Annotated in this window: 20 protein-coding genes; 15 read left to right on the forward strand and 5 right to left on the reverse strand. The window is 70.5% G+C overall.

Annotated elements, in window-relative coordinates; translation table 11 throughout:
- Positions 1-1002 precede the first annotated feature (1002 nt).
- Positions 1003-2742 (reverse strand): helix-hairpin-helix domain-containing protein, encoded by a 1740-nt coding sequence (locus tag ACYVDG_RS11080; protein WP_460749196.1) that lies wholly within the window; start codon positions 2740-2742, stop codon positions 1003-1005.
- 119 nt (positions 2743-2861) lie between these two features.
- A complete protein-coding gene (locus tag ACYVDG_RS11085; RefSeq protein WP_460749198.1) occupies positions 2862-3434 on the reverse strand; it encodes a MarR family winged helix-turn-helix transcriptional regulator in 573 nt (190 codons plus the stop codon).
- A 103-nt stretch (positions 3435-3537) separates the two neighbouring features.
- On the opposite strand from ACYVDG_RS11085, the gene ACYVDG_RS11090 reads away from it, so the two are divergent.
- Positions 3538-5805 carry an LLM class flavin-dependent oxidoreductase gene (locus tag ACYVDG_RS11090; RefSeq protein WP_460749200.1) on the forward strand — a complete coding sequence of 756 codons (2268 nt, stop codon included), beginning with the start codon at positions 3538-3540 and terminating at the stop codon, positions 5803-5805.
- A gap of 72 nt (positions 5806-5877) precedes the next feature.
- Here ACYVDG_RS11090 and ACYVDG_RS11095 read toward each other — a convergent pair whose 3' ends face one another.
- Positions 5878-6831: an aldo/keto reductase gene (locus ACYVDG_RS11095; protein WP_460749202.1), complete on the reverse strand. Its 954-nt coding sequence runs from the start codon at positions 6829-6831 to the stop codon at positions 5878-5880.
- 177 nt (positions 6832-7008) lie between these two features.
- Here ACYVDG_RS11095 and ACYVDG_RS11100 point away from each other — a divergent pair, with 177 nt between their 5' ends.
- The 4 genes from ACYVDG_RS11100 (at position 7009) to ACYVDG_RS11115 (ending at position 10106) form a co-directional block, all read left to right on the forward strand.
- Positions 7009-7860, forward strand: a complete 852-nt coding sequence (locus ACYVDG_RS11100; RefSeq protein ID WP_460749204.1) for an undecaprenyl-diphosphate phosphatase — start codon at positions 7009-7011, stop codon at positions 7858-7860.
- A 28-nt stretch (positions 7861-7888) separates the two neighbouring features.
- Positions 7889-8638 (forward strand): MSMEG_4193 family putative phosphomutase, encoded by a 750-nt coding sequence (locus ACYVDG_RS11105; protein WP_460749207.1) that lies wholly within the window; start codon positions 7889-7891, stop codon positions 8636-8638.
- 69 nt (positions 8639-8707) lie between these two features.
- A complete protein-coding gene (locus ACYVDG_RS11110; protein WP_460749210.1) occupies positions 8708-9292 on the forward strand; it encodes a DUF3090 domain-containing protein in 585 nt (194 codons plus the stop codon).
- 61 nt (positions 9293-9353) lie between these two features.
- The gene (locus ACYVDG_RS11115; RefSeq protein WP_460749457.1) at positions 9354-10106 is read left to right on the forward strand and encodes an SCO1664 family protein; all 753 of its coding nucleotides are present in this window, start codon (positions 9354-9356) and stop codon (positions 10104-10106) included.
- Positions 10107-10282: 176 nt separating this feature from the next.
- Here ACYVDG_RS11115 and tnpB read toward each other — a convergent pair whose 3' ends face one another.
- Entirely contained in the window at positions 10283-11791 is a 1509-nt protein-coding gene (tnpB, locus tag ACYVDG_RS11120; RefSeq protein WP_460749212.1) for an IS607 family element RNA-guided endonuclease TnpB, read from the reverse strand.
- 190 nt (positions 11792-11981) lie between these two features.
- Between tnpB and ACYVDG_RS11125 the strand changes: the two genes are divergently transcribed.
- Both ACYVDG_RS11125 and ACYVDG_RS11130 read left to right on the forward strand, forming a co-directional pair.
- A complete protein-coding gene (locus ACYVDG_RS11125; RefSeq protein WP_460749214.1) occupies positions 11982-12233 on the forward strand; it encodes a hypothetical protein in 252 nt (83 codons plus the stop codon).
- Between the two features lie 70 nt (positions 12234-12303).
- On the forward strand, positions 12304-13107 hold the full coding sequence (locus ACYVDG_RS11130) for an HAD-IIA family hydrolase (RefSeq protein ID WP_460749216.1): 804 nt from the start codon (positions 12304-12306) through the stop codon (positions 13105-13107).
- A gap of 125 nt (positions 13108-13232) precedes the next feature.
- Here the strand turns inward: ACYVDG_RS11130 and ACYVDG_RS11135 are convergent, their stop codons facing one another.
- Positions 13233-13616 carry an RNA polymerase-binding protein RbpA gene (locus ACYVDG_RS11135; protein WP_460749219.1) on the reverse strand — a complete coding sequence of 128 codons (384 nt, stop codon included), beginning with the start codon at positions 13614-13616 and terminating at the stop codon, positions 13233-13235.
- A gap of 594 nt (positions 13617-14210) precedes the next feature.
- On the opposite strand from ACYVDG_RS11135, the gene ACYVDG_RS11140 reads away from it, so the two are divergent.
- Genes ACYVDG_RS11140 through ACYVDG_RS11175 form a run of 8 tightly spaced genes read left to right on the forward strand, consistent with a single transcriptional unit; the run spans position 14211 to position 22018 of the window.
- Positions 14211-15635, forward strand: coding sequence for an ATP-binding protein (locus ACYVDG_RS11140; RefSeq protein ID WP_460749221.1), 1425 nt, complete (start codon positions 14211-14213; stop codon positions 15633-15635).
- Positions 15635-16039, forward strand: a complete 405-nt coding sequence (locus tag ACYVDG_RS11145; protein WP_460749223.1) for a roadblock/LC7 domain-containing protein — start codon at positions 15635-15637, stop codon at positions 16037-16039. The genes ACYVDG_RS11140 and ACYVDG_RS11145 overlap by 1 nt, the downstream gene beginning before the upstream one ends.
- Positions 16036-16395, forward strand: a complete 360-nt coding sequence (locus tag ACYVDG_RS11150; protein WP_460749225.1) for a DUF742 domain-containing protein — start codon at positions 16036-16038, stop codon at positions 16393-16395. Before ACYVDG_RS11145 ends, ACYVDG_RS11150 begins: the two co-directional genes overlap by 4 nt.
- Positions 16376-16990 (forward strand): GTP-binding protein, encoded by a 615-nt coding sequence (locus tag ACYVDG_RS11155; protein WP_460749228.1) that lies wholly within the window; start codon positions 16376-16378, stop codon positions 16988-16990. Before ACYVDG_RS11150 ends, ACYVDG_RS11155 begins: the two co-directional genes overlap by 20 nt.
- A 43-nt stretch (positions 16991-17033) precedes the next feature.
- Positions 17034-18254 (forward strand): cytochrome P450, encoded by a 1221-nt coding sequence (locus ACYVDG_RS11160; protein WP_460749231.1) that lies wholly within the window; start codon positions 17034-17036, stop codon positions 18252-18254.
- Positions 18254-19504, forward strand: a complete 1251-nt coding sequence (locus tag ACYVDG_RS11165; protein ID WP_460749233.1) for a cytochrome P450 family protein — start codon at positions 18254-18256, stop codon at positions 19502-19504. Before ACYVDG_RS11160 ends, ACYVDG_RS11165 begins: the two co-directional genes overlap by 1 nt.
- Positions 19505-19556: 52 nt before the next feature.
- On the forward strand, positions 19557-20774 hold the full coding sequence (locus ACYVDG_RS11170; RefSeq protein ID WP_460749236.1) for a cytochrome P450: 1218 nt from the start codon (positions 19557-19559) through the stop codon (positions 20772-20774).
- Positions 20774-22018: a cytochrome P450 family protein gene (locus ACYVDG_RS11175; protein ID WP_460749238.1), complete on the forward strand. Its 1245-nt coding sequence runs from the start codon at positions 20774-20776 to the stop codon at positions 22016-22018. Before ACYVDG_RS11170 ends, ACYVDG_RS11175 begins: the two co-directional genes overlap by 1 nt.
- The last annotated feature ends 25 nt before the right edge of the window (positions 22019-22043 follow it).

The raw sequence follows: 22043 nt of genomic DNA on the forward strand, positions 1-22043 counted from the left end.
CACAGGCGTCTTCATTCCGCGTTGGGATACAACACGCCCGCGGAGATTTACGCGGCGCATCAGGAGATGCGACTGGCCGCGTGAGACAGGCGGTTCAAAGCCTGTCCGGAAACAGCAGGGCCCCTCACTTGCCCCTGGCTCAACCCTCGACGGCCGAGGGTTGGGCCAGGGGCAAGATCATCGGGGATCAACTGGTTTCGGACGCAACGGTCATCCCCACCGGGCCGGTTCCGGACACCAGGGCCACCCCGGGGCACCCTCGCTACCGCCGGTGGAGGCACCCGGGACACCGAACCCCTCTCAGAAGCACCCGGTGCCGGTGAGCCCCCTCCCTGGAGGCAATCTCGGCGCCCAAAATGCCTCCAACAGGGGGGCTCGCTGCCCGCCCCGCACCCGATCGCGCCACCGGCACCACCCCGCCCCGACCGGTCCACCCAGCGAGCCGCCAGACCGGTGGGACGCGCCCAGCCACCCAGGCACCTGTTCGGGCCCTTCGTCGCCCACCGGTCACTGGATTGCGACGCGCCTGCCGACGCAACCAGACCTACGGGAAGGAATCCGGCCGGCCACGGCCGGACCCGGCCGAAGGCCGGGGACAGTTCCCGGCCGAAGGCCGGTCCCGTCGCCACCCCGACCACACGTCCCCCGTTTCCTGACTGCCGCCGACCCGCCGTCGCAGCGAAGCGGGTCAAGGTGGAGCGCCAATGACGCGCGAAGCGCTCGATGGCGACGACCTTGACGCGCGCAGCGGAGACGGCCACCATCAAGCGGCAGGAAACGGGGAAACCCGCACCCAACAACTAACCCCACACCAGCAGCGCCCCTGGTCCCCGACCAGCGCAGGCCCGGCACCGGAAGCAGACCCCGCACCCAACGACTAACTCCCGCACCCAACAACAAGCCCCCACACACACCGGCGAGCGGTCCCAGAACACGGGGGTCAACCAAACCGAAGCAACTTCACGAGGTCACTCGCGTGGCTGCACGCATACCCCACGGGTCTCAGCCCTCGCGCAGGATCAGGGACAGGCGGGTCGTCCGCTCCGGGGCGAGGTTGTCCCGCACCCCCGCCTCCAGGGCGCCCCCGGTGGCGTCCACCACCGACACGTGCCGCGCGGCCCTGGTCAGTGCCGTGTACACCTGGGGGCGGGACACCGGGATCTGGGGCGGGAAGACCGCCACCACCGCGGGCCAGCGCCCGCCGTGCGCGGTCGCCACACTGACGGCCCACCCCGGGCGCAGCGCGGACGGGTCGGCGACGGTCACCCGGGTGCCGTCAGCCAGTTCGACGACCGCGCCCTCGGACACCTCGCGCAGGTAGCCGGTGTCGCCCGGACCGTAGCCGGGGCCCTCGGCGGTCAGTACCACCCGGTCGCCCACGTCGAAACCGCCGTGGGTGCCCGGCCCGGGGTTCAGCCGCTCCTTGCAGGCGGTGTTGAGCGCGGCGGCGCCCGCCGGGCCGTCTTCGCGGGCGGTCACCACCTGCACCTGGTCCGCTTCGATCCCCAGGGCGCGCGGGATGGAGTCGGTGACCAGCTGCACCACGCGGTGGGCGGCCTCCTCGGCCGAGGCCGCCGGGACCCGCACCACCTCGCGGTCGGGGGCCGCCACCTCCGGCCACCCGCCCTCGGCGACCGCGCGCGCCAGCACGGCCACGGGAGCGGGCTCGTCGTCGTCGGCCAGGGCCGTGACGTGCGCGGTGCGCGAGGTGGCCACGTCCACCACGACGCGGCCCGGGGTGGCCGAGGGGGCCTGGTCCGGGTCGGCCAGCAGCACGAGGTGGGCGTCGTCGGCGCAGGAGGACACGAGGTCGGCCATCCGGGAAACGCCCAGGGACATCGACTCGCACAGCACCACCACACCCGCCGCGACCCGGTCCTCGGCCAGCAGTCCGGCGAGGGGTACCGCGCGCAGAGGCGAGTCCCCGTCACCGGTGAGCCGGTCCAGGTCGGCGTTGACGGCGGCGGCGGTCTGGGCGGTGGGCGCGGCCACGGCGATCCCCATCTGGCTCTCCTCGGCGATCGCGGCCAGGCACGCGAGCGCGCGGGCGGTCTCGGCCTGGTCGCCCGGGCCGTGGTGCAACACCGTCACCGGGCGCAGGGTCGCGGTGAGCAGCGCTTCCATCGTGCTCTCGGAGATCGCGAAGCCGTCCTTGGCCAGGGCCGCTTCCACGGTCTCGGTGGCGGTGGCCGGATCCATGATCGGTTCGCTGCCGCCGATCAGACGGAGCAGCTGTTCGCCCAGGCGCTGCTCGGCGTGGCCGACGTCGTAGAGGGCGTAGAAGCGTTCGGGGTCGGGCAGGTCCGGCAGGTCGGGGGCGCCTTCGAAGTCGAAGTCGTCGTCTGGTTCGTCGGTGCTCTCGAACAGCGCCGCTTCCTCGGCGGTGACCGCGGCTTCGATCGCGGCCCGCGGGTCGGCGATCCCCACCTTGCCGACCACCGTGGCCAGGCGTTTCTCCTCGATCGCCGTGTGCCCGCGCCGGGCCGCGGTGCGCAGCGTGTGCCCGACCAGGGAACCCCACCGGCGGGGGTCGTCGGGGCGGGCCGCGTCGCCCAGGTGTTTGCGGGCGCAGTAATCGGCCTGCTCGACCGTCACGCCGGGCACGCGCAGCAGCAGCCAGGGGTTGGAGTCCAGCTCTGCGGCGGGCTGTGGGCCCAGCACGGACACCAGGCGCGGCGCCAGGGCGCGCGGAGCGCCCATCCGGTCAAGGACGGCACTGACCTTCTCGACAGCCTCGGACACCGGTTCCCCTCGTCAGACGGTTCGTGGACTCTGGGGGAGCCTACCGACTCGCGGGGACATCCGGCGTCCGTTGTCCACAGGGCCCTCGCCCCGCTACTCGCCGGGGCGTCCGCAGGAGCTCACCGGGCCGCACGCCGACCGTCGCCGGACCGTCCGCCGGAGCGCTCCTTGGGGTTCTCCGCCCCGGACCCGCCGCCGGTCACCTGGATCACCGCGGCGCAGGGATCGGTGTTGGGGGAGGCCTCCTGGATGGCGGTCGCGGCCCGGCCGGCCGCGGTGCGGAAGAGGGCCCGGGTGTCGGGGTCGAGGCCGCCCAGCACCCGTTCCTCCACGTGCCCGACCACGGCACCCGTCCGTTCCAGGACCTCGTGCCCGTGTTCGGTGGCGCAGACGCGGCGCACCCGGCGGTCGTCCGGGTCGGACCTGCGCCGGACCAGGTCGGCCTTCTCCAGGTCGTCGATCAGGTAGGTCATCACGCTGCGGTCGATGAGCAGCCGCTCGGCCAGCGCCGCCTGTGTGGGCGCGTCACCCCGGGACACGGCCTCGAGCACGTGGTAGCCGCGGCTGCCGTGCGGCAAGTCGGCCAGGGCCGCCTCAGTGTGCTCGTGCCAGCGCCGGAGCACCACGGCCAGCGACCATCCCAGGTTGCTGGACCCGGTGGCCCCGTTCCGCTCCGGCGTGGTGGGTGTCATGGTCCGAGATTACCAGGAATATGTGTCCCACAAGATAAGTTGTGGGAACCATCATTTTCTGAACAAACGACTTCCGTGCTTCTCGTCGAGGGGAAACCCAGCCATGCCCGACTACGGACACTCCCTGGAGTTCGGTACCTTCCTGACGCCTGGGGCCCGAGACCCCGAGCGGGCGGTCGGGCTCGCCGAACTCACCGAGGCCTCCGGGCTGGACCTGGCCACGTTCCAGGACCACCCCTACAATCCGGGCTTCCTCGACGCCTGGACCCTGCTGAGCTGGGTCGCCTCACGCACCGAGCACCTCCGCGTCTCCGGCAACGTACTCAACCTGCCCCTGCGCCCGCCCGCGGTCCTGGCGCGCGCCGTCGCCAGCCTCGACCGCCTCTCCGGTGGAAGGGTCGAGCTAGGCCTCGGCGCGGGCTTCTCCTGGGACGGGGTCCACGCCATGGGCGGCGGCCGCCGCACCCCCGGAGAGTCCGTCGAAGCCCTCTCCGAAGCCATCGACCTCATTCGCGCCACCTGGGACGCCGACGCCCGGGGAGGTGTGCGCTCGGACGGTGCGCACTACCCCGTCCACGGCATGAAGCGCGGCCCCGAACCCGCCCACGACATCGGTATCTGGCTCGGGGCCCTCAAACCCCGCATGCTCCGGCTGGTGGGGGCCAAGGCGGACGGCTGGCTCCCCAGCCTCGGCTACCTCGACCTCGAGGACCTGCCGGAGTCCAACCGGATCATCGACGCCTCCGCGGCGGAGGCCGGACGCGACCCCCGGCAGATCCGCCGTCTGCTCAACCTCGTGGGCGGCTCCTTCTCCGCAGTCGGCGGCGGTTTCCTCAAGGGCCCGCCCGAACAGTGGGTCGAGGACCTGCTGCCCCTGACCCTCGAAGGCGGCATCAGCACCTTCATCCTGGCGACGGACGATCCCCGCGCCATCCAGACCTTCGGCCAGGAGGTCGCCCCGGCCCTGCGTGAGGCGGTCGCCCGCGAACGCGCCTCCGTCGGCACCCCCACAGGCCCGGTCCGACCGCCCGCTGCCCTGGCCGCCCGCCGTACCGGTATCGACTACGACGCCGTCCCCGAGGAGCTCAGGCCCAAGGCCGTCGAACCGGGGGACAAGGGCTACACCAAGGTCCGGCACGGCTACATGCAGCGGGGCAGGCCCGGCCTGGTCCTGCGGCCCACCGACCCCAAGCAGGTCGCCGAAGCCCTGGCCTACGCCCGGGCCCAGGATGCCCCGCTCAACGTCCGCAGCGGCGGCCACGGCATCAGCGGCCGCTCCACCAACGACGGCGGCGTCATCGTCGACCTCGGCCAGATGAACCGGGTCGACGTCCTCGACGCCGCGACCGGACACGTCCGCTTGGGCGCGGGGGCCCGGTGGGGCGACGTCGGCGCCACCCTTTACCAGCACGGGCTGGCGATCAGCTCGGGCGACCACGGGGGAGTGGGCGTCGGCGGGATCGCCACCACCGGCGGGCTGGGCTACATGTCCCGTGCCCACGGGCTGACCATCGACCACGTCACCGCGGTCGAGCTGGTCACCGCCGACGGCGCCTCCCTGCGAGCGGACGCCGACAACGACCCGGACCTCTTCTGGGCGGTGCGCGGCGCGGGCGCCAACTTCGGGGTGGTCACCTCGGTGGAGGCCGTGGCCGACCACGTGGGCGACGTCGTCCTGGGCCAGTTCGTCTACGACGCCACCGACACCGAGGCGTTCCTCCGGTCCTGGGGAGCGATAGCCGAGGCGGCGCCCCGCGAGGTCACCGCGTTCCTGGTCATGGGGCCGGGCCGCGGCGGCCAGGGTCCCATGGCCCGTGGAATGGTGGTGTACGCGGGAGACGACACCGACGCCGCCGTCCGGGGCTTGGAGCCCTTCCTCCAAGCGGGCCCAGTCCTGGACCAGCGCGCTCAGGTCGCCCCCTACCCCTCCGTCCTGGTCGCCCACGAGGGCCCGCACGGCGGGAACGGGACCCCGATCACCCGCTCGGCCCTGCTCCGCCACATCACGCCCGAGGCGGCAGAGGCCATGGCGGCCACGCTCAGGGCGGAGGACGCCTACTTCATGCAGCTGCGCCAGGTCGGCGGCGCGGTCAACGACGTCGCCGCCGACGCCACCGCGTACGCCCACCGGTCGGCCAACTTCTCCCTGGCCGCCATGGGGCGCCGGGCCGACCGCCTGGACCGCCGCTGGACGGAGCTGGGCGAGACGATGGAGGGCCTGTACCTGAGCTTCGATACGCGCTCCGGGCCGGACGTCCTGGAGCAGGCGTTCCCCGAGCCGACGCTGGGCCGTCTGCGCGAACTCAAAGCCAAGTACGACCCGGACCACGTCTTCGACCAGAACTTCCCGATCGCCCCCGCGGTCGGCTGACCCCTGCCTTCCGGAACCCAGCGCCCCCGACCTTGCGGGCCCGGCGCCCCGGTGCCCCGCCTTGCGGGTACCTCAGCGTTCCGGGCCCGCCGTGGCGTCGTCCAAGGCCTCCCGGATCTTGGGCGGGAGCTCCACGCTCTCGACGGAGAGAATCTCCTCCAGCTGGGAGAGCGTGCGGGGCCCCGTCACCGCCGCCGCCACACCCTCCTGGTCACGGGCCCAGCTCAGCGCTACGGCCATGGGCGGGACGCCCAGTCCCTCGGCCGCGGTGCACACCGACTCCACCACCCGGCGGCTGCGCTCGTCCAGGTACGGCTCCACGTAGGGCGCCATGTGCGGGAAGGCGGCCCGGGAGTCCGGCGGGACGCCGTTGCGGTACTTGGCGCTCAGCACGCCCCGCCCCAGCGGCGACCACGCGATCACGTGGGCGTCGCCAGCCGCCGCGGCCGGGCGCAGCGCGTGGTCGGCGCCCCGGTTGAGCAGCGAGTACTCGCTGCCCACGCTCACGAGGGGCACCCGCCCGGGCTGGGCCCGCTGCCAGGTCGCCAGCGTGGCGAACTGCCAGGCCTCCAGGTTCCCCGCCCCCACATACCGGGCCTTGCCCGAGACCACCGCCGCTTCCAGCGCCGCCAGCGTCTCCTCCGGCGGCGTGTGCGGGTCGTGGACGTGCAGCTGCCACAGGTCCACGTAGTCCGTCTGCAGACGCCGCAACGACGCGTCCAGGGACGCCAGGAGGTGGCGCCGGGAACCGTCCACCGGGCGGTATCCCTCGGGGGTGTGACCGCTCTTCGTGGCCACCACCGCATCCTCGCGCCGGACCGTCCCGCGCAGCAGGCGGCCGATGATCCGCTCGCTCTGCCCGCCCGTGTAGATGTCCGCTGTGTCCACGAGTGTGCCGCCCGCGTCGACGAACGCGGTGAGCTGCTGCCCCGCCTCCTCTTCGGAGGTGTCCTTTCCCCAGGTCATCGTCCCAAGAGCGGTACGAGACACCCAGAGCCCTGATCTGCCCACCTGTCGCTGTTCCATGCGGCGGAGAGTACCCTGTTCACCCGGAGTAAGCCCTGGGTACACCTTTCCTGCGTACAGTCGGCGCAGTCCGGACCGGGGCCGAAACCCGCCTTCTCGCGGCGAGGCCGGGTCGGGACGCCACCCTCTGATCCTCCGTGCCCCGAGGGCCGGACCCGTCATGAAAGTCCGTACCGCGTGTCCATCTTCGAGGCGGTCGTTCTCGGCCTCATCCAAGGACTGACCGAGTTCCTTCCGGTGTCCTCCAGTGCCCACCTGCGTGTCTTCGCGGCCTTCTTCCAATGGCCCGACCCCGGCGCCGCCTTCACCGCCGTCAGCCAGATCGGCACCGAACTCGCTGTGGTGGTCTACTTCCGCAGGCGGGTGTGGGCCATCGTCTCCGTGTGGTGCAGATCCCTCTTCGACCGGGACCTGCGCGGTGACATCAACGCCCGCCTGGGCTGGTACATCATCCTCGCGACCATTCCCATCGGTGTCCTGGGGCTGACCCTCGAGGACCACATCGAGGGCGTGTTCCGCGACCTGCGCCTCATCGCGCTGAGCCTCATCGTGTTCGGCCTCATCCTCGGCGCCGTCGACCACCTCGCCCGCCGCCAGAAGGAGATCGAGGACCTCACCCTCGGCCGCGGCCTGACCTTCGGCCTCTTCCAGACCCTGGCCCTGATCCCCGGCGTGTCCCGCTCGGGCGCCACCATCACCGGCGGCCGCATGCTCGGCTTCACCCGTCCGGCAGCCGCCGAGTTCGCGTTCCTGCTGGCCATGCCCGCGGTGTTCGCCTCGGGTCTGTACAAGATGCTCGACATCGGCGGCAACGAGTACGCCGGCTGGGGCGCCACCGTCGTCGGAACCCTGGTGGCCTTCGTGATCGGCTACGTGGTCATCGCCTGGCTCATGCGGTTCATCACCACCCACAGCTTCATGCCGTTCGTCTACTACCGCGTGGCCTTGGGCGTGCTCATCCTCGTCCTGGTCTCCACCGGAGTACTCGCTCCGGAGGGCGGCGCGGGGGTCGCCGCGGGTACGGACTGACCCGCTGAACACGATCTAGGGTGGTCCCATGGCGACACCGGCTGACCCCAAGGATTCCCCGACCGTGCCTGAGGCGGTCACCCTCCTGCTCGTGCGGCACGGCATGACCGACGCCACCGGTCCGGTGCTGGCCGGGCGCGCCCCGGGTGTGCACCTCAACGACACCGGCCGGGGCCAGGCCGCGCACCTGGCCGGCAGGATCGACGGACTGGCCCCGGCCGCGCTCGTGTCCAGCCCCCTCGAACGCTGCCAGGAGACCGCCGAGGCGCTCTCCGAACGGCTCGGCACGCCGATCACCACCGACGACCGCTTCGTCGAGTGCGACTACGGGAGCTGGACCGGTCGCCCGCTCACCGAGCTGGCGGACGAACCCCTGTGGCGGGTCGTCCAGGACCACCCCAGTGCCGCCCGCTTCCCCGGCGGGGAGTCCCTGGCCGCGGCCTCGGCCCGCGCCGTGGAGGCGGTACGGGATTGGAACGGGCTTTTGCTCCAACAGGCCGAGGCCGGCGACCCCCCGCCGGTGTACGTGGTGTGCGGTCACGGCGACGTGATCAAGGCGGTCGTCGCCGACGCCCTCGGTATCCACCTCGACCTCTTCCAGCGCCTGCGCGTGGACCCCTGTTCGGTCACCTCCATCACCTACACGCGGACCCGGCCCTTCCTGAACAAGCTCAACGACACCGGGGAACCCCTGGCGGGGGCGCTCCCCACGGCGGCCGAGACCAAGGGCGACGCCGCTGTCGGAGGCGGCGCGGGCGAATCGCCCCAAACCGGGTAGTCCGTCCTGGTTGGTCCCGTGGCGTGAGCGAATCGCACCCCGTTAGCGGCATCCCGTAAGGTTCTAAGCATGCCCGTTCATCAGTTCAATCCGCCGGAACGGTTCGTCGCCGGAACCGTGGGCCAGCCTGGGGACCGCACCTTTTTCCTCCAGGCCGTCGGTGAAGGCCGCATCACCAGCGTCGTGCTGGAGAAGGCCCAGGTGGAAGCCCTGGCCAGCCGTATCGAGGAACTGCTGGAGGAGGTGCACCGACGCTTCGGGACTCCGTCGGACGACGACGCCCCGCCTGAGGACGACGGCCCCTTGGAACAGCCCATTGAACAGGACTTCCGGGTCGGCACGCTCGCCTTGGCCTGGGACGCCGAGGCCGCCCGGGTGATCATCGAAGCCCAGGAGGTCGACGAGAGCGCCACCGAGGACATGGTCGAGGACGACGAGGAAGAGGAGCTGGAGGTCTTCGCGGAGGAGGCCCCCGCCCACCGCGACGTCTTGCGCGTCTACCTCACCCCCGGCGAGGCGCGCGCCTTCGCGGGCCGTGCCCAGAAGGTCGTGTCCGCGGGGCGCCCCGACTGCCCGCTGTGCGGCCGCCCGCTCGACCCCAACGGCCACATCTGCGCCCGCCAGAACGGCTATCGGCCGGACCGCTTGGTCTGATCCGCCAGTGGAAGACGAAGCCACCGGTCCCCGGCCCGCCCCGACCGCCGAGGACACACCGGTGACGGACACCGCGGGGGCCTTCAGCGGACTCACCCCCGCTGAGGGCCTCGAACTGCTGCGCCGGGGCGACATCACGGTCGAGGGGCGGTTGACCGAGGCCTCCAACGCCACCCTGTACTGCACCGTCTCGGACGGCACCCGGTCGGCCGTGTGCGTCTACAAGCCGGTGGCGGGTGAGCGGCCGCTCTGGGACTTCCCCGACGGCACCCTGGCCGGGCGCGAAGTGTCCGCTCACGCCGTTTCCGAAGCGCTGGGCTGGGCGGTGGTGCCGCCCACCGTCCACCGCGACGGACCCTACGGCGAGGGCATGGCCCAGCTCTGGGTGCACGGCGACACCACCGTGGACCTGATCGCGCTCTCCCGGGAGACCGAGCACCAAGGGCTGCGCCGCATGGCCGTCCTGGACGCGGTCATCAACAACTCCGACCGCAAGATCGGCCACCTGCTGCCCACGCCCGACGGGCACCTGTACGGCTGCGACCACGGTGTGTCCTTCGCGGAGGACTACAAACTGCGCACCGTTCTGTGGCAGTGGCAGGGACAGCCCCTCACGGAGGAGGCATTGGCCGCCTTGGCCGCGGTGCGCGAGCGGCTCCGCCGACCCGGCGACCCGCTGTCGGTCGAGCTGGCCGGCCACCTGACCGAACCCGAGGTCTATGCGGTGCGGGCCCGGGTGGACCTGCTCATCCACCACGGCATCCACCCCTTCCCGGCGCCGGACTGGCCTTCGGTGCCCTGGCCGCCGGTATGAGCGGCGAGGGCCCGCGTGCGGGCAGACCGCGCTGGTGGTGTCGGCTGCGGCCGGGCGGGGAGCTCGGGGCCAAAATCTCAGTCACTGTCCTCCTCGTGCTGCTCCCTTTCCGTTGCTGATGTCTTAAGCAAACATCAGCATCCCGTGCATGTGTGCACGAAAGGTCCGTGACGGTGTCACCACAACCTCAGTTGAGTGTCCTGACGACGGTGTCCCGCTTCTGTCCGCATGTGCGGTCTTGCGCCACCGGCCCGCCCCGCACCCGCCCTGCGGCGGGTGCGGGTGGTGCGGGTCTTACGGTCGGCTCCACGGGCCTTCGGAGCCCTCGCTCCCCGGTCTCCGGCCACTCCGGTACCGGTACTGCCCACCTGCGCCGCCAGGGCGGCGAGGTTGCGTGCTGCGTTCACATCCCGGTCCAACACCAGGGGACATGCGTCGCAGTCGAACACCCGGATGTGCAGCGGCAGCTTGGCTTTCGTCGCCCCGCACCCCGAGCAGGTCTTACTACTGGCAAACCACCGGTCGGCCACCACCAGGCGCCCACCGTTCCAGATGGTTTTGTAGTCCAGTTGGCGGCGGATCTGACCGAACCCCGCATCCTGGATGCGGCGGGCCAGACGCCGGTTCTTGACCATCCCGGCCACGTTCAAATCCTCCACCACCACCGTGCCGTACTCCCGCGCCACACTGGTGGTCAGGTGGTGCAGCGCGTTGGTGCGCACATTCGCCACCCGGTGGTGCACCTTGTTACGGGCCTGGTTGGCCTTGACCCACCGCTTGGAGGGAGGGCGCCCGGTGCGCCGGTCCGGACCCTGACGACGCGACACCCTGCGCGAGGCCCGGCGCAGGTCGGTCAGTGCCCCCTCCAGGTGGCGGGGGTTGGCCACGTGCCACACCCCGCCGTCGGAGTCGGCGACCACCGCCAGGGACTTGACCCCCAGGTCCACCCCGGCCACCCCCTCCGGCCGGGCCGGGACACGGGGGGCGCGGGCGATCTCGACCTGGAAGGCCACCTGCCACCGCCCCCGCCGGTGCGAGACCGTGGCCGAGAGGATGCGCGCGGTCCCATTCGCCAGGCGGCGGTGGAGTTTGCGGGTGGACTCATGGGTACGCACCCGCCCCACCACCGGCAACCTCACGTGGCGCCGGGTGTCCTCACACCGGATCGTACCGGTGGTGAACCGGCACGACAGGGGCGCCCGGTGCTTGGACTTGGGCCGCGGCACCCCCACCCTCGCACCCTTGCGATCGCCCCGCTTGGAAGCGGCATAGGCATCGAAGCCGGCCGCCGCGTTCGCTAGGCCGGTGTTGTAGGCCTCCTTGGAGTTGTCGGCCCACCAGGAGGCGAACCGGGGATCCTGGCGTTTGGTGGCGTTGAACGCCCGCCGCAGGGCGGGCAGCGACCATGACCGCCACGGGGTGCGCTCGGACTCAGCAACCCCGTAGGAGGCCTCGGCCGCGCGCTGGTCCCAGGTGGCCAGGACGTGCTTGCGGGCCCAGTTGAAGGCCGTCCGGGCCCCTCCGCAGTGCGAGCGCAGCCGCTGCTCGGCCTCAGACCCCGGGTCCAGAGCGAAGACGTAGGCCTGGACCGCGTGCCCGGGGCGGGGCTGAAACCCACGCTTCTTCTTCGGCTTCTTCTTGCCTACTGATTGTTGCTCGTCCTGCTGCAGAGCGGTCTCGGCCACGGGTCCCACCCCCTCCCGGTGTCTCGTTCACACGTTCGAGAAAGACGTTAGCGGGACGGGCGGGTCCGTGTGGGCAGAATCCGCGAGTTCCCCTGATTTTTTCTCCGGCGCGAACCGGTCCGAGTGCCTGGCTCTTCAACGGCGGCCTGCGGCCGTAGTGTTGTGTGTTGACCGGGGTGGATGGTTGCTGATGGAACCCGGAACAGCTCACAACCCCTACCTCTTGGAAGTCGTCTTCGAGGTGGAGGGTCCGTACACGGACTGGGTGCTCTTGGGGGTCCTGGTCTGCGTGGTGTACATCTTCCTCGCCGGTGCGGTGATCGTCGTTCCCGAGGCGTACCGGAGCGTGCGCGACTTCTTTTGGCCGAAACGCGTCCAAGAGGGTGAGGGGCGCGGGCGTGCCCGGGAAACTTCGGAGGACGGTCCCACCGGGCCGGTGTGAGCAGTGTCAAGCCCGGGACGCGCTACTACCGGAGGGTAGGAATGGCGCTTGCGCCGCGGATACCTGCACAATGGGGCACGTGAGCAATGAGTGGAACTACCTATTCGACATGGACGGCGTGCTCGTACGCGAGGAGCACCTGATCCCCGGAGCCGACGCGCTGATCGCGGAGATGCGCGAGCAGGGGACCCCGTTCATGGTGTTGACGAACAACTCCATCTACACCCCGCGCGACCTGCGTGCCCGCTTGCTCAACACGGGGTTGGACATCCCCGAGGAGTCGATCTGGACCTCGGCGCTGGCCACCGCCCAGTTCCTCCAGACCCAGCGTCCGGGCGGTTCCGCCTACGTGGTCGGTGAGTCCGGGCTGACCACCGCCCTGCACAACGTGGGCTACGTGATGACCGAGCGCGAACCGGACTACGTGGTGCTGGGTGAGACCCGGACCTACAGCTTCGAGGCCATCACGCGCGCGATCCGGCTCGTCCGCAACGGGGCCCGCTTCATCGCTACCAACCCCGACGAGACCGGGCCCAGTGCCGAGGGGCCCCTGCCCGCCACCGGTGCCGTCGCCGCGCTGATCGAGAAGGCCACCGGCCGTCGGCCCTACTTCGTGGGCAAGCCGAACCCGCTCATGATGCGCTCGGCGCTGCGTCGGATCGGGGCGCACTCGGAGAACACCCTGATGGTCGGCGACCGGATGGACACCGACGTGCTCAGCGGACTCGAGGCCGGGCTGCAGACGGTACTGGTGCTCTCCGGGATCTCCGGCCGCGAGACCGCGGAGGAGTTCCCCTACCGGCCCACCCGGGTGCTCGAGTCGGTCAAGGACCTGGTGGGCAGGACCCAGGACCCCTTCGATAGCGAGGGCTGAGTCCGGAACTGCACCGGGAGTCGGCCGGACCGGCCGGGCCGGACTGCACCGGCCGGACCGGGAGCATGACGACGGGGGCGGTGGACCAGGTCCACCGCCCCCGTGCTGTCGTACGCCGTGCTAGGTCAGGCGCTCTGCCGCTGCTTGGCGATCTCCTCGACCTTCGCCGCTTCCTCGCGGCGACGGGCGCGGAGCAGTTCCAGCCGTTCCGCGAGAACCTCTTCCAGGTCCTCCATGCTGCGGCGTTCGAGCAGCATGTCCCAGTGGGTACGGACGGGCTTGGCGTTCTTGGGTTCCTCGCCGCTGCCGTCCCTGCGGAGCGCGCGGTCCCCGCAGTAACGGCATTCCCAGTCAGCGGGGATCTCGGCTTCGGTCGCGAAGGTAACCGAGAAGCGGTGCCCCCGTGTGCAGTCGTACGTAACCTCCTGTCGGGGAGCCAGGTCGGTGTTGCGGTCGTTCTCGTAGCTCGTCGCCCCGAGCCGTGTGCCGCGAAGTGCTCGCTCGGCCATCGTGTGGGTGCCTCCAGGCGCTTGTGCGGTCTCGCGGGGTGTAACGCATCAGTCCACGTCAAGATTCCCCGCTGACCTGAGGTCGAACCACCCCGGCGGGCGCGGGACGCCCGTGTGCGCCACGAGTGCCTGCGTCACCGAGCCCTCCGGCGTTTGTGACCTGTACCACCTTAGGGGGTTGGTCGCTGCCGACTCGCGGCCGGATGGGTGTGTGTCCCCGGTCCGCGGCCGTCTGGCGGTCGATTTCCGGATCTCGCATTGTTCCTGTATTTGCGCAGTTCAAGATATGTTTTCGGTGATTCGTGCTTTGTTCGAGGCGGGCATTGGGTGTCGCCGCGAAGTCGACCTTCCGTGTCCTGGATGCGCGCTCCCGTAGGCCCTGTCGTTCTCCAGGGGAGGAAATAGATGATCATTATCCACCTATGGGCCAAGGGCGAATTTGGTGGTAGGTTGACTCGCTGTGTGCTGAAAAAGGCAGGATGAGGCTATTTCCCCTGCCTATTCGGCGCATTTTCGCACGTGGACCGCCGGTGACCGTTCGGCGTGCCCTGTGGTGTGCACAACGAGTACCGCCGTGGCCCGACATGGAGCACCATGACTGTTGAATCCCCCCGCCCGCGCGGAGTGCTGCTCCCGGGCGCTCCGCGATGGCTGCTCGTCCTGGTCCCTGCCCTGCCGGCCTGGGCCTGGGCTCTGTGGGCCGCCTCCCCCGAGGGGCTGGTGCCCGTTCTCGCCACCGGGGGCGTCGCCCTGCTCCTGATCCTGGTGCTGGTCCTGCTCCTCGGGCAGCGTGACCGACGCATCGCCGAACTCCGGACCCAGGTCGAGGGGGACCGCGCGGACACCGCGGCCCTGGCCCGGGACCACCTGCCCCGCCTGGTCGAACAGCTGCGCGCCGGCGACTCCGCCGACACCGTCCTGTACCGGATGCCCGCCGTGTCGGACCAGGCCAACACCGCGGTCCTGCGGGCCGTCGCCGAGGAGGTCTCCGCCGCCGAACGCCGCCGGTCCGCCGCCATGGCCGCCTGCGCTACCGCCGCGGGCCGGGTCCAGGCACTGACCACCACCATGCTCGCCGACCTGCGCCAGATGCAGGAGCGCCATGGAGACGGCAGCGCCGGGGCCGACGTTTTGGGCGACCTCATGCAGCTGGACCACACCACCGCCCAGACGGGGCGCGTCGCGGACAGCATCGCCGTACTCACGGGTGCCCGCTCGGGTCGCCGCTGGGGCCGGGCCATCTCCATGGAGAGCGTCCTGCGCGGCGCGATGGGCCGGATCGGTGCCTACCAGCGGGTGCGCACCCACAGCGTGTCCAGCATGGCGATCGCCGGGTTCGCGGCCGAGGGCGTCATCCACGCGCTGGCCGAGATCCTCGACAACGCGGCCAAGTTCTCCCCGCCCACCGCCGAAGTGCACGTCCACGTGGAGGAGGTCCAGGCGGGGATCGCCGTCATGGTCGAGGACGGCGGCCTCGTCATGGGCGAGGAGGCGCTGCGCCGGGCCCGCCGCGCCGTAGAGAGCGGGCTCGACATCACGACCATCTCCGGTACGCGGCTGGGACTGTCGGTCGTCGGCCGGATCGCCCACCGCTACGGTCTCGACATCTCCTTCCGCTCCTCCTCCAGGGGCGGCACGGCTGTGGTCCTGCTCCTGCCCCAGCGCATCATCAAACCGCTGCCCGCGCCCACCGCGCCCCAGCCGACCACGGCTCCTGAGAAGTCGACACCCGAGCACCCGCTCCGCGAGCAAACGGACTCGGAACGCCCGCTCCAGGACCGCCCGGTCCCGGAGAACACGGCCCGCGAGGCGGCAGCCCTGCACACCGCCCCCGCCCCCAGGGCGGAGCGGTCGGAGAACGGTCTCCCCATGCGGCGCCGCGGGCAGACTCTCGCGGCCGCGGAGCGCAGACACCCCACCCCCGAGGACGCAGGTCCTCCCACCTCGGCGCAGGGTTTCGGGGCGTTCCGCACAGCGGTGCGCGGACAGGGACCGACCGACTCACCGAAGGACGACTGATGGACCTCAAGACGCTCACCTGGCTGCTCGAAGGCCTCCTAGAGCGCACACCGGGTACCCGGCACGCTCTCGTGCTCTCCCGGGACGGGCTCAAGCTCTGCCACAGCTCGGGGCTCGGAACCGACAGCGCCGACCACCTGGCCGCCATCGCGGCCGGGGTGCAGAGCCTCGCGCACAGCGCCTCGGCGGAGTTCGGTGACGGCGGGGGAGGCGTCCGCCAGGCGATGGCCGAGTTCTACGGAGGCCTCCTCTTCATCGTCGAGGCCGGCCACGGGACCCATCTCGCCGTGATCACCGACAGCGAGGCGGAGCCGGGGCTGGTCGGCCACAACATGAACGAACTGGTCGAGCAGATGGGCGAGCACCTGGCCACCCCGCCCCGTGCCGGGGCCCAGACGGCATGAGCGCCGAACACCGTCAGGAGAGCCCGGACCGGCTCTACGTCATCACGTCGGGGCGCAGCCGCGGTGCGGATGACGCTTTGGACGCGGTGACCCTCATCGTCGCGGAGTGTGCTCCCGCCGCCGGGATGCAGTCCGAGCACGCAGACATCCTGCGCCTGTGCGCCAGACCCATGGCCGTAGTGGAGATCGCCGCCCACCTCCGTCTGCCGGTGGCGGTCGTGCGCATCCTGCTCACCGACCTCATCGACACCGGCAGGGTGACCGCGCGCCACCCGGCCCCCGCGCCCTCCCAGGCGCGCCCGCTCGCCTCACCGGACGTGTTGGAGAAGGTGCTCGTTGCACTCCACAACCTCTGAACCCGCTCAAGCCCATGCTCCGGTCACCCCGCTGGCCGCCAGTACCGAACAGGCCCTGAAGATCGCCGTCGTCGGCGGGTTCGGGGTCGGTAAGACCACCATGGTCCGCTCGGTCAGCGAGATCCGACCGCTCAACACCGAGGAGACCATGTCCCGGGCCGGAGCAGGCGTCGACGACCTCCAGGGCGTGGAGGGCAAACGCACCACCACGGTGGCCTTCGACTTCGGCCGGATCACCCTGGACGAGAGCTCCGTCCTCTACCTCTTCGGTGCGCCCGGCCAAGAACGCTTCTGGTTCCTGTGGGACCGGTTGTTCACCGGCTCGCTTGGCGCTGTCGTTCTCGTCGACACCCGCCGCCTGAACGACTCCTTCTACGCCATCGACCGCCTGGAGGCCCAGGGCACCCCCTTCGTGGTCGCGCACAACGACTTCGGTGACGCCGCGCACTCGCTGGACGAGGTACGCGCCGCCCTGGACCTGGACCCGGGCATCCCGCTGATCCGCTGCGACGCCCGCGAACGCGACTCCGCCAAGCAGGTCCTCATCGCGCTCGTCCACCACGTGCGTTCCCTGGCAGCCGGGCGAGTCCAGTGACGCGCACCCTGGACCCGCCCCCTTCGCTCTCCCGAGGACGACTGTGAACAATGCCCGCCCCGTCCGGCTGTCGGACGTCCATCTCGCCGCGGACCTGGCCGAGTTCCACGGGTGGATGCACCGTGAACACGGCCCCGTTGTGCCGGTACTGCTGGAGGAGGACATCACTGCCTGGCTGGTGATCGGCTACCGGGAGCTGCACTACGTGCTCAGCAACCCGGCATTGTTCGCGCGCAGTTCCACGCGTTGGAACGGGTGGGACCGCCTCTCGCCCGAGTCGCCGCTACAGACGGTCCTGGCCCCGATACCCAACCTGCTCTTCGCTGAGGGGGAGGACCACCGGCGGCGGTCCCAGGCGGTCGGCGGCACACTCGAGTCCATCGACCCGCACGAGCTCAGGGGTGTGATCACCCGGTTCGCGGACCGCCTCGTCGACGGGTTCTGCGGTGACAGCCAGGCCGAACTGCGCGCCCAGTACGCCGGGTGGTTGCCGAGCCTGGTCCTGGGCTGGATGTACGGCTTCGACGACGAGGAGATCGACGTACTCGCCAAGGCGATGAGCGTGCTCTTCGACTCGTCGGGGGCGGAGGTCTTCGAGGCCTATACCGAACTGGTCGGCCGCTTCGGCACCGCGATCTCCGAACGCCGTTCCCGGCCCCGCGCCGACATGATCTCACGCCTGGTCGCCGACCCGATCGGCTACACCGACGACCAGCTCACCGCCGAACTCATCGGGATTCTCGGCGGTGGTGACCAGCCCACCACAGAGTGGATCGGCAACGCGCTGCGGCTGATGCTGACTGACGCACGCTTCTCGGCCTCCTTCTCGGGTGCGCGCAGCAGTGTGCGCGACGCCCTCGCCGAAGTGCTGTGGGAGGATTCGCCCTCCCAGATCCACGCGGGCCGGTTCGCTGCTGTGGACCTGGAGCTGGCCGGACGGTTCGTCCGCAAGGGCGACCTGGTCATGCTCGGCTACGGCGCCGCCAACCGGGACCCCAAGGTGCGTGGCACCGGGGACGACCGGATGGGCGCCAACCACGCGCACCTGTCCTTCTCCCACGGCAAGCACGCCTGCCCCCACGCCGCCCAGGGCATCGCCGAACTCATCGCGACCACCGGTGTCGAGGTACTGCTCGACCGGCTGCCCGACATCGAACTGGCCGTTCCCCCCGAAGACCTGCGCTGGCGCCCGTCCCCTTGGGCTCGGGGAGTCGTCTCCCTGCCCGTCACCTTCACCCCCGTATCCCCTCTTGGAGGTTTCTGATGCCCTGCCCCGTGACCGGATTAGACGACGCCGAGGTCCCCTTCCTCAACCCGTACCCGGACGACCTCCAAGCCCACCGCGAGGAGCTCTACCAGCACGGCCCGGTCACCCCGGTGGAGCTCCCCGGCGGGGTGCGGGCCTGGGCCACCACTCACCACGCCGCCGCGAAGGCCGCCCTCAAGGATCCGCGGTTCGTCAAGGACCCCCACCAGTGGGCCGATTTCACGAACGGGAAGGTCTCCAAGGACTGGCCGTACATGGGGGTGCTGACCTTCGACGGCATCAACATGCTCGGCCTGGACGGCGCCCCGCACCGGCGGATGCGCCGACTGACCGCGCACCCCTTCTCGGCCCGGCGAGTAGAGCGGCTGCGCCCGAAGATCGAGCGGATCACCGACGAGTACCTGGACGCCCTGGAACCCCGGGCCCACGAGCCGCTGGACCTGAAGAAGGAGTTCTCCTTCCGGGTACCGATCACCGTCATCGGTGAGCTCTACGGCGTGGGGAGGGAGGAGTACGACAAGCTCGGCGAACTGTACGCCCCGCTCTTCTTCGTCGACACCGACCCGGGCGAGCACCTGAAGCTCTACGCCCAGATCCACGAGTACTTCACCGAACTGGTCGCCCGTAAGCGCGCCGACCCGGGCGGGCACGACGACTTCACCACCGACCTGATCAACTCCACCGAGGAGGGCGAGGACCCGCTCACCGAGGCGGAGGTCATCGTGACGCTGCTGATGGTGGTGGCCGCCGGGCACGAGACCACGGTCAACCTCATCAACAACGTCGTCCGTGCCCTGGTCAACCACCCGGAGTGGCGCGAGCGGCTGGGCAGGGGAGAGATCACCTGGGATCAGGTGGTCGAGGAGACCCTGCGCTACAACCCGCCCAACAACGCGCTCCTGTTCCGGTTCGCCACCGAGGACGTGTCCATGGGGGACGTGACCGTCAAGAAGGGCGACGCACTGGTCACGCACTACGGAGCCATCACCAAGGACCGGGAGGAGTACGGCGAGGACGTGCACGTGTTCGACCCGACCCGGACCAAGGGCCGCCACATCACCTTCGGGTTCGGGCCGCACATGTGCCCGGGTGCCCCGCTGGCGCGGCTGGAGGCGGGCATCATCCTGCCGAAGCTGTTCGCGCGCTTCCCGGACCTGACGCTGGCCGTCGCGGACGAGGAACTGGAGAACGAGGCGGCGCTCATCGTCAACAGCCTCAAGGAGTTCCCGATCCTCCTGCGCCCGTAGGTATCCGCCGTCCCGGCCGACCCCCTGCCGGCCACAAGGAAGGAACACCCTGATGAGCGGCTGCCCGGTCCGGCTGTACGGCCCGGACTTCCAGTCCGATCCCGCCGGACACTTCGAGAACATGCGCTCGTCCCACGGCCCGGTCGTGCGCGTACACCTGGACGGCGACGTCCCCGCCTGGCTGGTGTTGGGCTACCGGGAGCTCCACCACGTGCTGAGCACCCCGAAGGACTTCGGTAGTGACTCCCGCAGGTGGAACGGCTGGGAGAGGGTGCCCCAAGACTGGCCGCTCATGCCTCTGGTTTTCCCGGTACCGAACATTCAGCACACGGAGGGGGAGGAACACCGTCGGCACGCCCGGGTGATCGACGACGCCCTCAACGGGGTGGAACCCTACGAGCTGCGTCAGGTGATCACACGGATCGCGGACCGGCTCATCGACTCCTTCTGTGCCTCGAGCGAGGCGGACCTGAGGTCGATGTATGCCCACCGGCTTCCGGCCCTGGTCCTGTGCTGGACGTACGGCCTGGACGATGACCAAGGGGACGCGCTCAGCGCCATGAGCACCACCATGCTCGACGCCGGATCCGACTCCCAGCAGGCCTACATGGAGCTCAGCGCGGCACTCCAGCGGTTGGTGCTGGAACGCCGGGCCAGGCTCGGGAGCGACGCGGTGTCCCGCATGATCGCGCACCCGGCCCGGTACAGCGACGAGGAGCTCGTCGTCGACCTGTTGGCCGTCATCGCCGCCGGCCATCAGACCACCGCCGACTGGATCGGCAACGCGCTGCGGCTGATGCTCACCGACAACCGCTTCTCCGCCTCCATGGCCGGAGCCCGGAGCAGCGCGGGCGAGGCCTTGTCCCAGGTGCTCTGGGAAGACAGCCCGTGCCAGATCCACGCGGGCCGGTACGCCGTGCACGACGTGGAACTGGGTGGTCAGCTCATCCGCCGGGGCGATCTGGTACTCCTCAGCCTGGCCGCCGGCAACCGCGACCCGCGGGTGAACCCGGACCGGAGGACCTCCGGGGAACGGGGCAACAAGGCCCACCTGTCCTTCTCCCACGGCGAGCACCGGTGTCCCTACCCGGCCCAGGACATCGGGGAGGCCATCGCCACCACGGGGATCGAGGTCCTGTTGGACCGGCTCCCCGACATCGACCTGTCCATCCCGGCAGAGGACCTGCGTTGGCGCCCCTCCCCGTGGGTTCGGGGTGTCGCCTCCCTCCCCGTCACCTTCACCCCCGCACCACCCCAAGGAGTGCACTGATGCCCTGTCCCGTCTCCCAGGCCGAAAGCTCCGACGACATCACGGTCATCCATCCCGTGATCGACAGCATGCCCGCCGAGCGTGAGCGCCTCTATCAGGCCGGGCCGGTCGCCCGGGTCCAGCTTCCCGGCGGCGTGCAGGCTTGGGCCACGACGCACCACGACGTCACCCGGGCCACCCTCAACGACTCCCGCCTGGTCAAGAACGCCGAGCACTGGGCCGACTTCCAGGCCGGCCTGATCCCGGAAGGGTGGCCACTGCTGCTGACCGTCCCCATGGGTGACAACGAAATGCTCGGCCTGGACGGCGCACCCCACAGGAGGCTGCGCAACCACATCGCCAAGCCGTTCTCGGCGCGCCGGGTGGAGCGGCTGCGCCCGCGGATCGAGCAGATCACCGCCGACGCGCTCGACCGCTTGGAACCCAAGGCCGACCGGACCCTGGACCTGAAGTCCGAGTTCACCTTCCCCATCCCGGTCGGGGTCGTCGGTGAGCTCTACGGGGTCGACCCCCGCCACTACCCGTACCTCGGCGAGCTGTGCAACGCGCTCTTCGACTCCACGAGCACCCCGCAGCAGTTCCAGGAGACTTACGGCGCCCTCCAGGACTTCTTCGCGGACGTGGTCGCCGCCAAGAAGGCCGACCCGGGCGAGGACATGACCACCGACCTGTTCGGTGAGGGGCCGGACGGAGACCGTCTCACCGACATCGAGGTCGAGCGGCTTCTCCTGAACGTCATGGTGGCCGGACACGAGACCACCGTGAACCTCCTCAACTGCGCGGTGCGCGCCCTGCTGAACCACCCCGAGCAGCTCGACCTGGCCAAGAAGGGCGAGATCGGCTGGGACGCGGTGGTCGAGGAGACCCTGCGCTACGACACGCCCAATGTCTCGATGCTGTTCCGCTTCGCCACCGAGGACATCGAGATCGGAGGGGTGACCATCCGCAAGGGCGAGGCCCTCATGACCCACTACGGCGCGGTGACCGTCGACCGGGAGGAGTACGGCGAAGATGTGCACGTGTTCGACCCGACCCGGACCAAGGGCCGCCACATCGCCTTCGGGTACGGTCCGCACGTGTGTCCGGGCGCGCCCCTGTCCCGCCTGGAGGCGGGTGTCATCCTGCCGATGCTCTTCGAGCGCTTCCCGGACATGACCCTGGCGGTCGCCGACGAGGACCTGGAGCTCAACCCCTCGCTGCTGGTCAACAGCCTGAAGGAACTCCCGGTCGTCCTCCGTCCGTAAGTACTCCGGTGTCCGGTCCCCGCCC

The organism is Nocardiopsis oceani (assembly GCF_054777395.1).

What these genes read in the sequence shown, in the direction of transcription:
- ACYVDG_RS11085 (WP_460749198.1), bottom strand. Translation starts at nt 3,434, where the DNA reads ATGACACCCACCACGCCGGAGCGGAACGGGGCCACCGGGTCCAGCAAC.
- ACYVDG_RS11090 (WP_460749200.1), top strand. Translation starts at nt 3,538, where the DNA reads ATGCCCGACTACGGACACTCCCTGGAGTTCGGTACCTTCCTGACGCCT.
- ACYVDG_RS11095 (WP_460749202.1), bottom strand. Translation starts at nt 6,831, where the DNA reads ATGGAACAGCGACAGGTGGGCAGATCAGGGCTCTGGGTGTCTCGTACC.
- ACYVDG_RS11105 (WP_460749207.1), top strand. Translation starts at nt 7,889, where the DNA reads ATGGCGACACCGGCTGACCCCAAGGATTCCCCGACCGTGCCTGAGGCG.
- ACYVDG_RS11110 (WP_460749210.1), top strand. Translation starts at nt 8,708, where the DNA reads ATGCCCGTTCATCAGTTCAATCCGCCGGAACGGTTCGTCGCCGGAACC.
- ACYVDG_RS11125 (WP_460749214.1), top strand. Translation starts at nt 11,982, where the DNA reads ATGGAACCCGGAACAGCTCACAACCCCTACCTCTTGGAAGTCGTCTTC.
- ACYVDG_RS11130 (WP_460749216.1), top strand. Translation starts at nt 12,304, where the DNA reads ATGGGGCACGTGAGCAATGAGTGGAACTACCTATTCGACATGGACGGC.
- ACYVDG_RS11135 (WP_460749219.1), bottom strand. Translation starts at nt 13,616, where the DNA reads ATGGCCGAGCGAGCACTTCGCGGCACACGGCTCGGGGCGACGAGCTAC.
- ACYVDG_RS11140 (WP_460749221.1), top strand. Translation starts at nt 14,211, where the DNA reads ATGACTGTTGAATCCCCCCGCCCGCGCGGAGTGCTGCTCCCGGGCGCT.
- ACYVDG_RS11145 (WP_460749223.1), top strand. Translation starts at nt 15,635, where the DNA reads ATGGACCTCAAGACGCTCACCTGGCTGCTCGAAGGCCTCCTAGAGCGC.
- ACYVDG_RS11150 (WP_460749225.1), top strand. Translation starts at nt 16,036, where the DNA reads ATGAGCGCCGAACACCGTCAGGAGAGCCCGGACCGGCTCTACGTCATC.
- ACYVDG_RS11165 (WP_460749233.1), top strand. Translation starts at nt 18,254, where the DNA reads ATGCCCTGCCCCGTGACCGGATTAGACGACGCCGAGGTCCCCTTCCTC.
- ACYVDG_RS11170 (WP_460749236.1), top strand. Translation starts at nt 19,557, where the DNA reads ATGAGCGGCTGCCCGGTCCGGCTGTACGGCCCGGACTTCCAGTCCGAT.
- ACYVDG_RS11175 (WP_460749238.1), top strand. Translation starts at nt 20,774, where the DNA reads ATGCCCTGTCCCGTCTCCCAGGCCGAAAGCTCCGACGACATCACGGTC.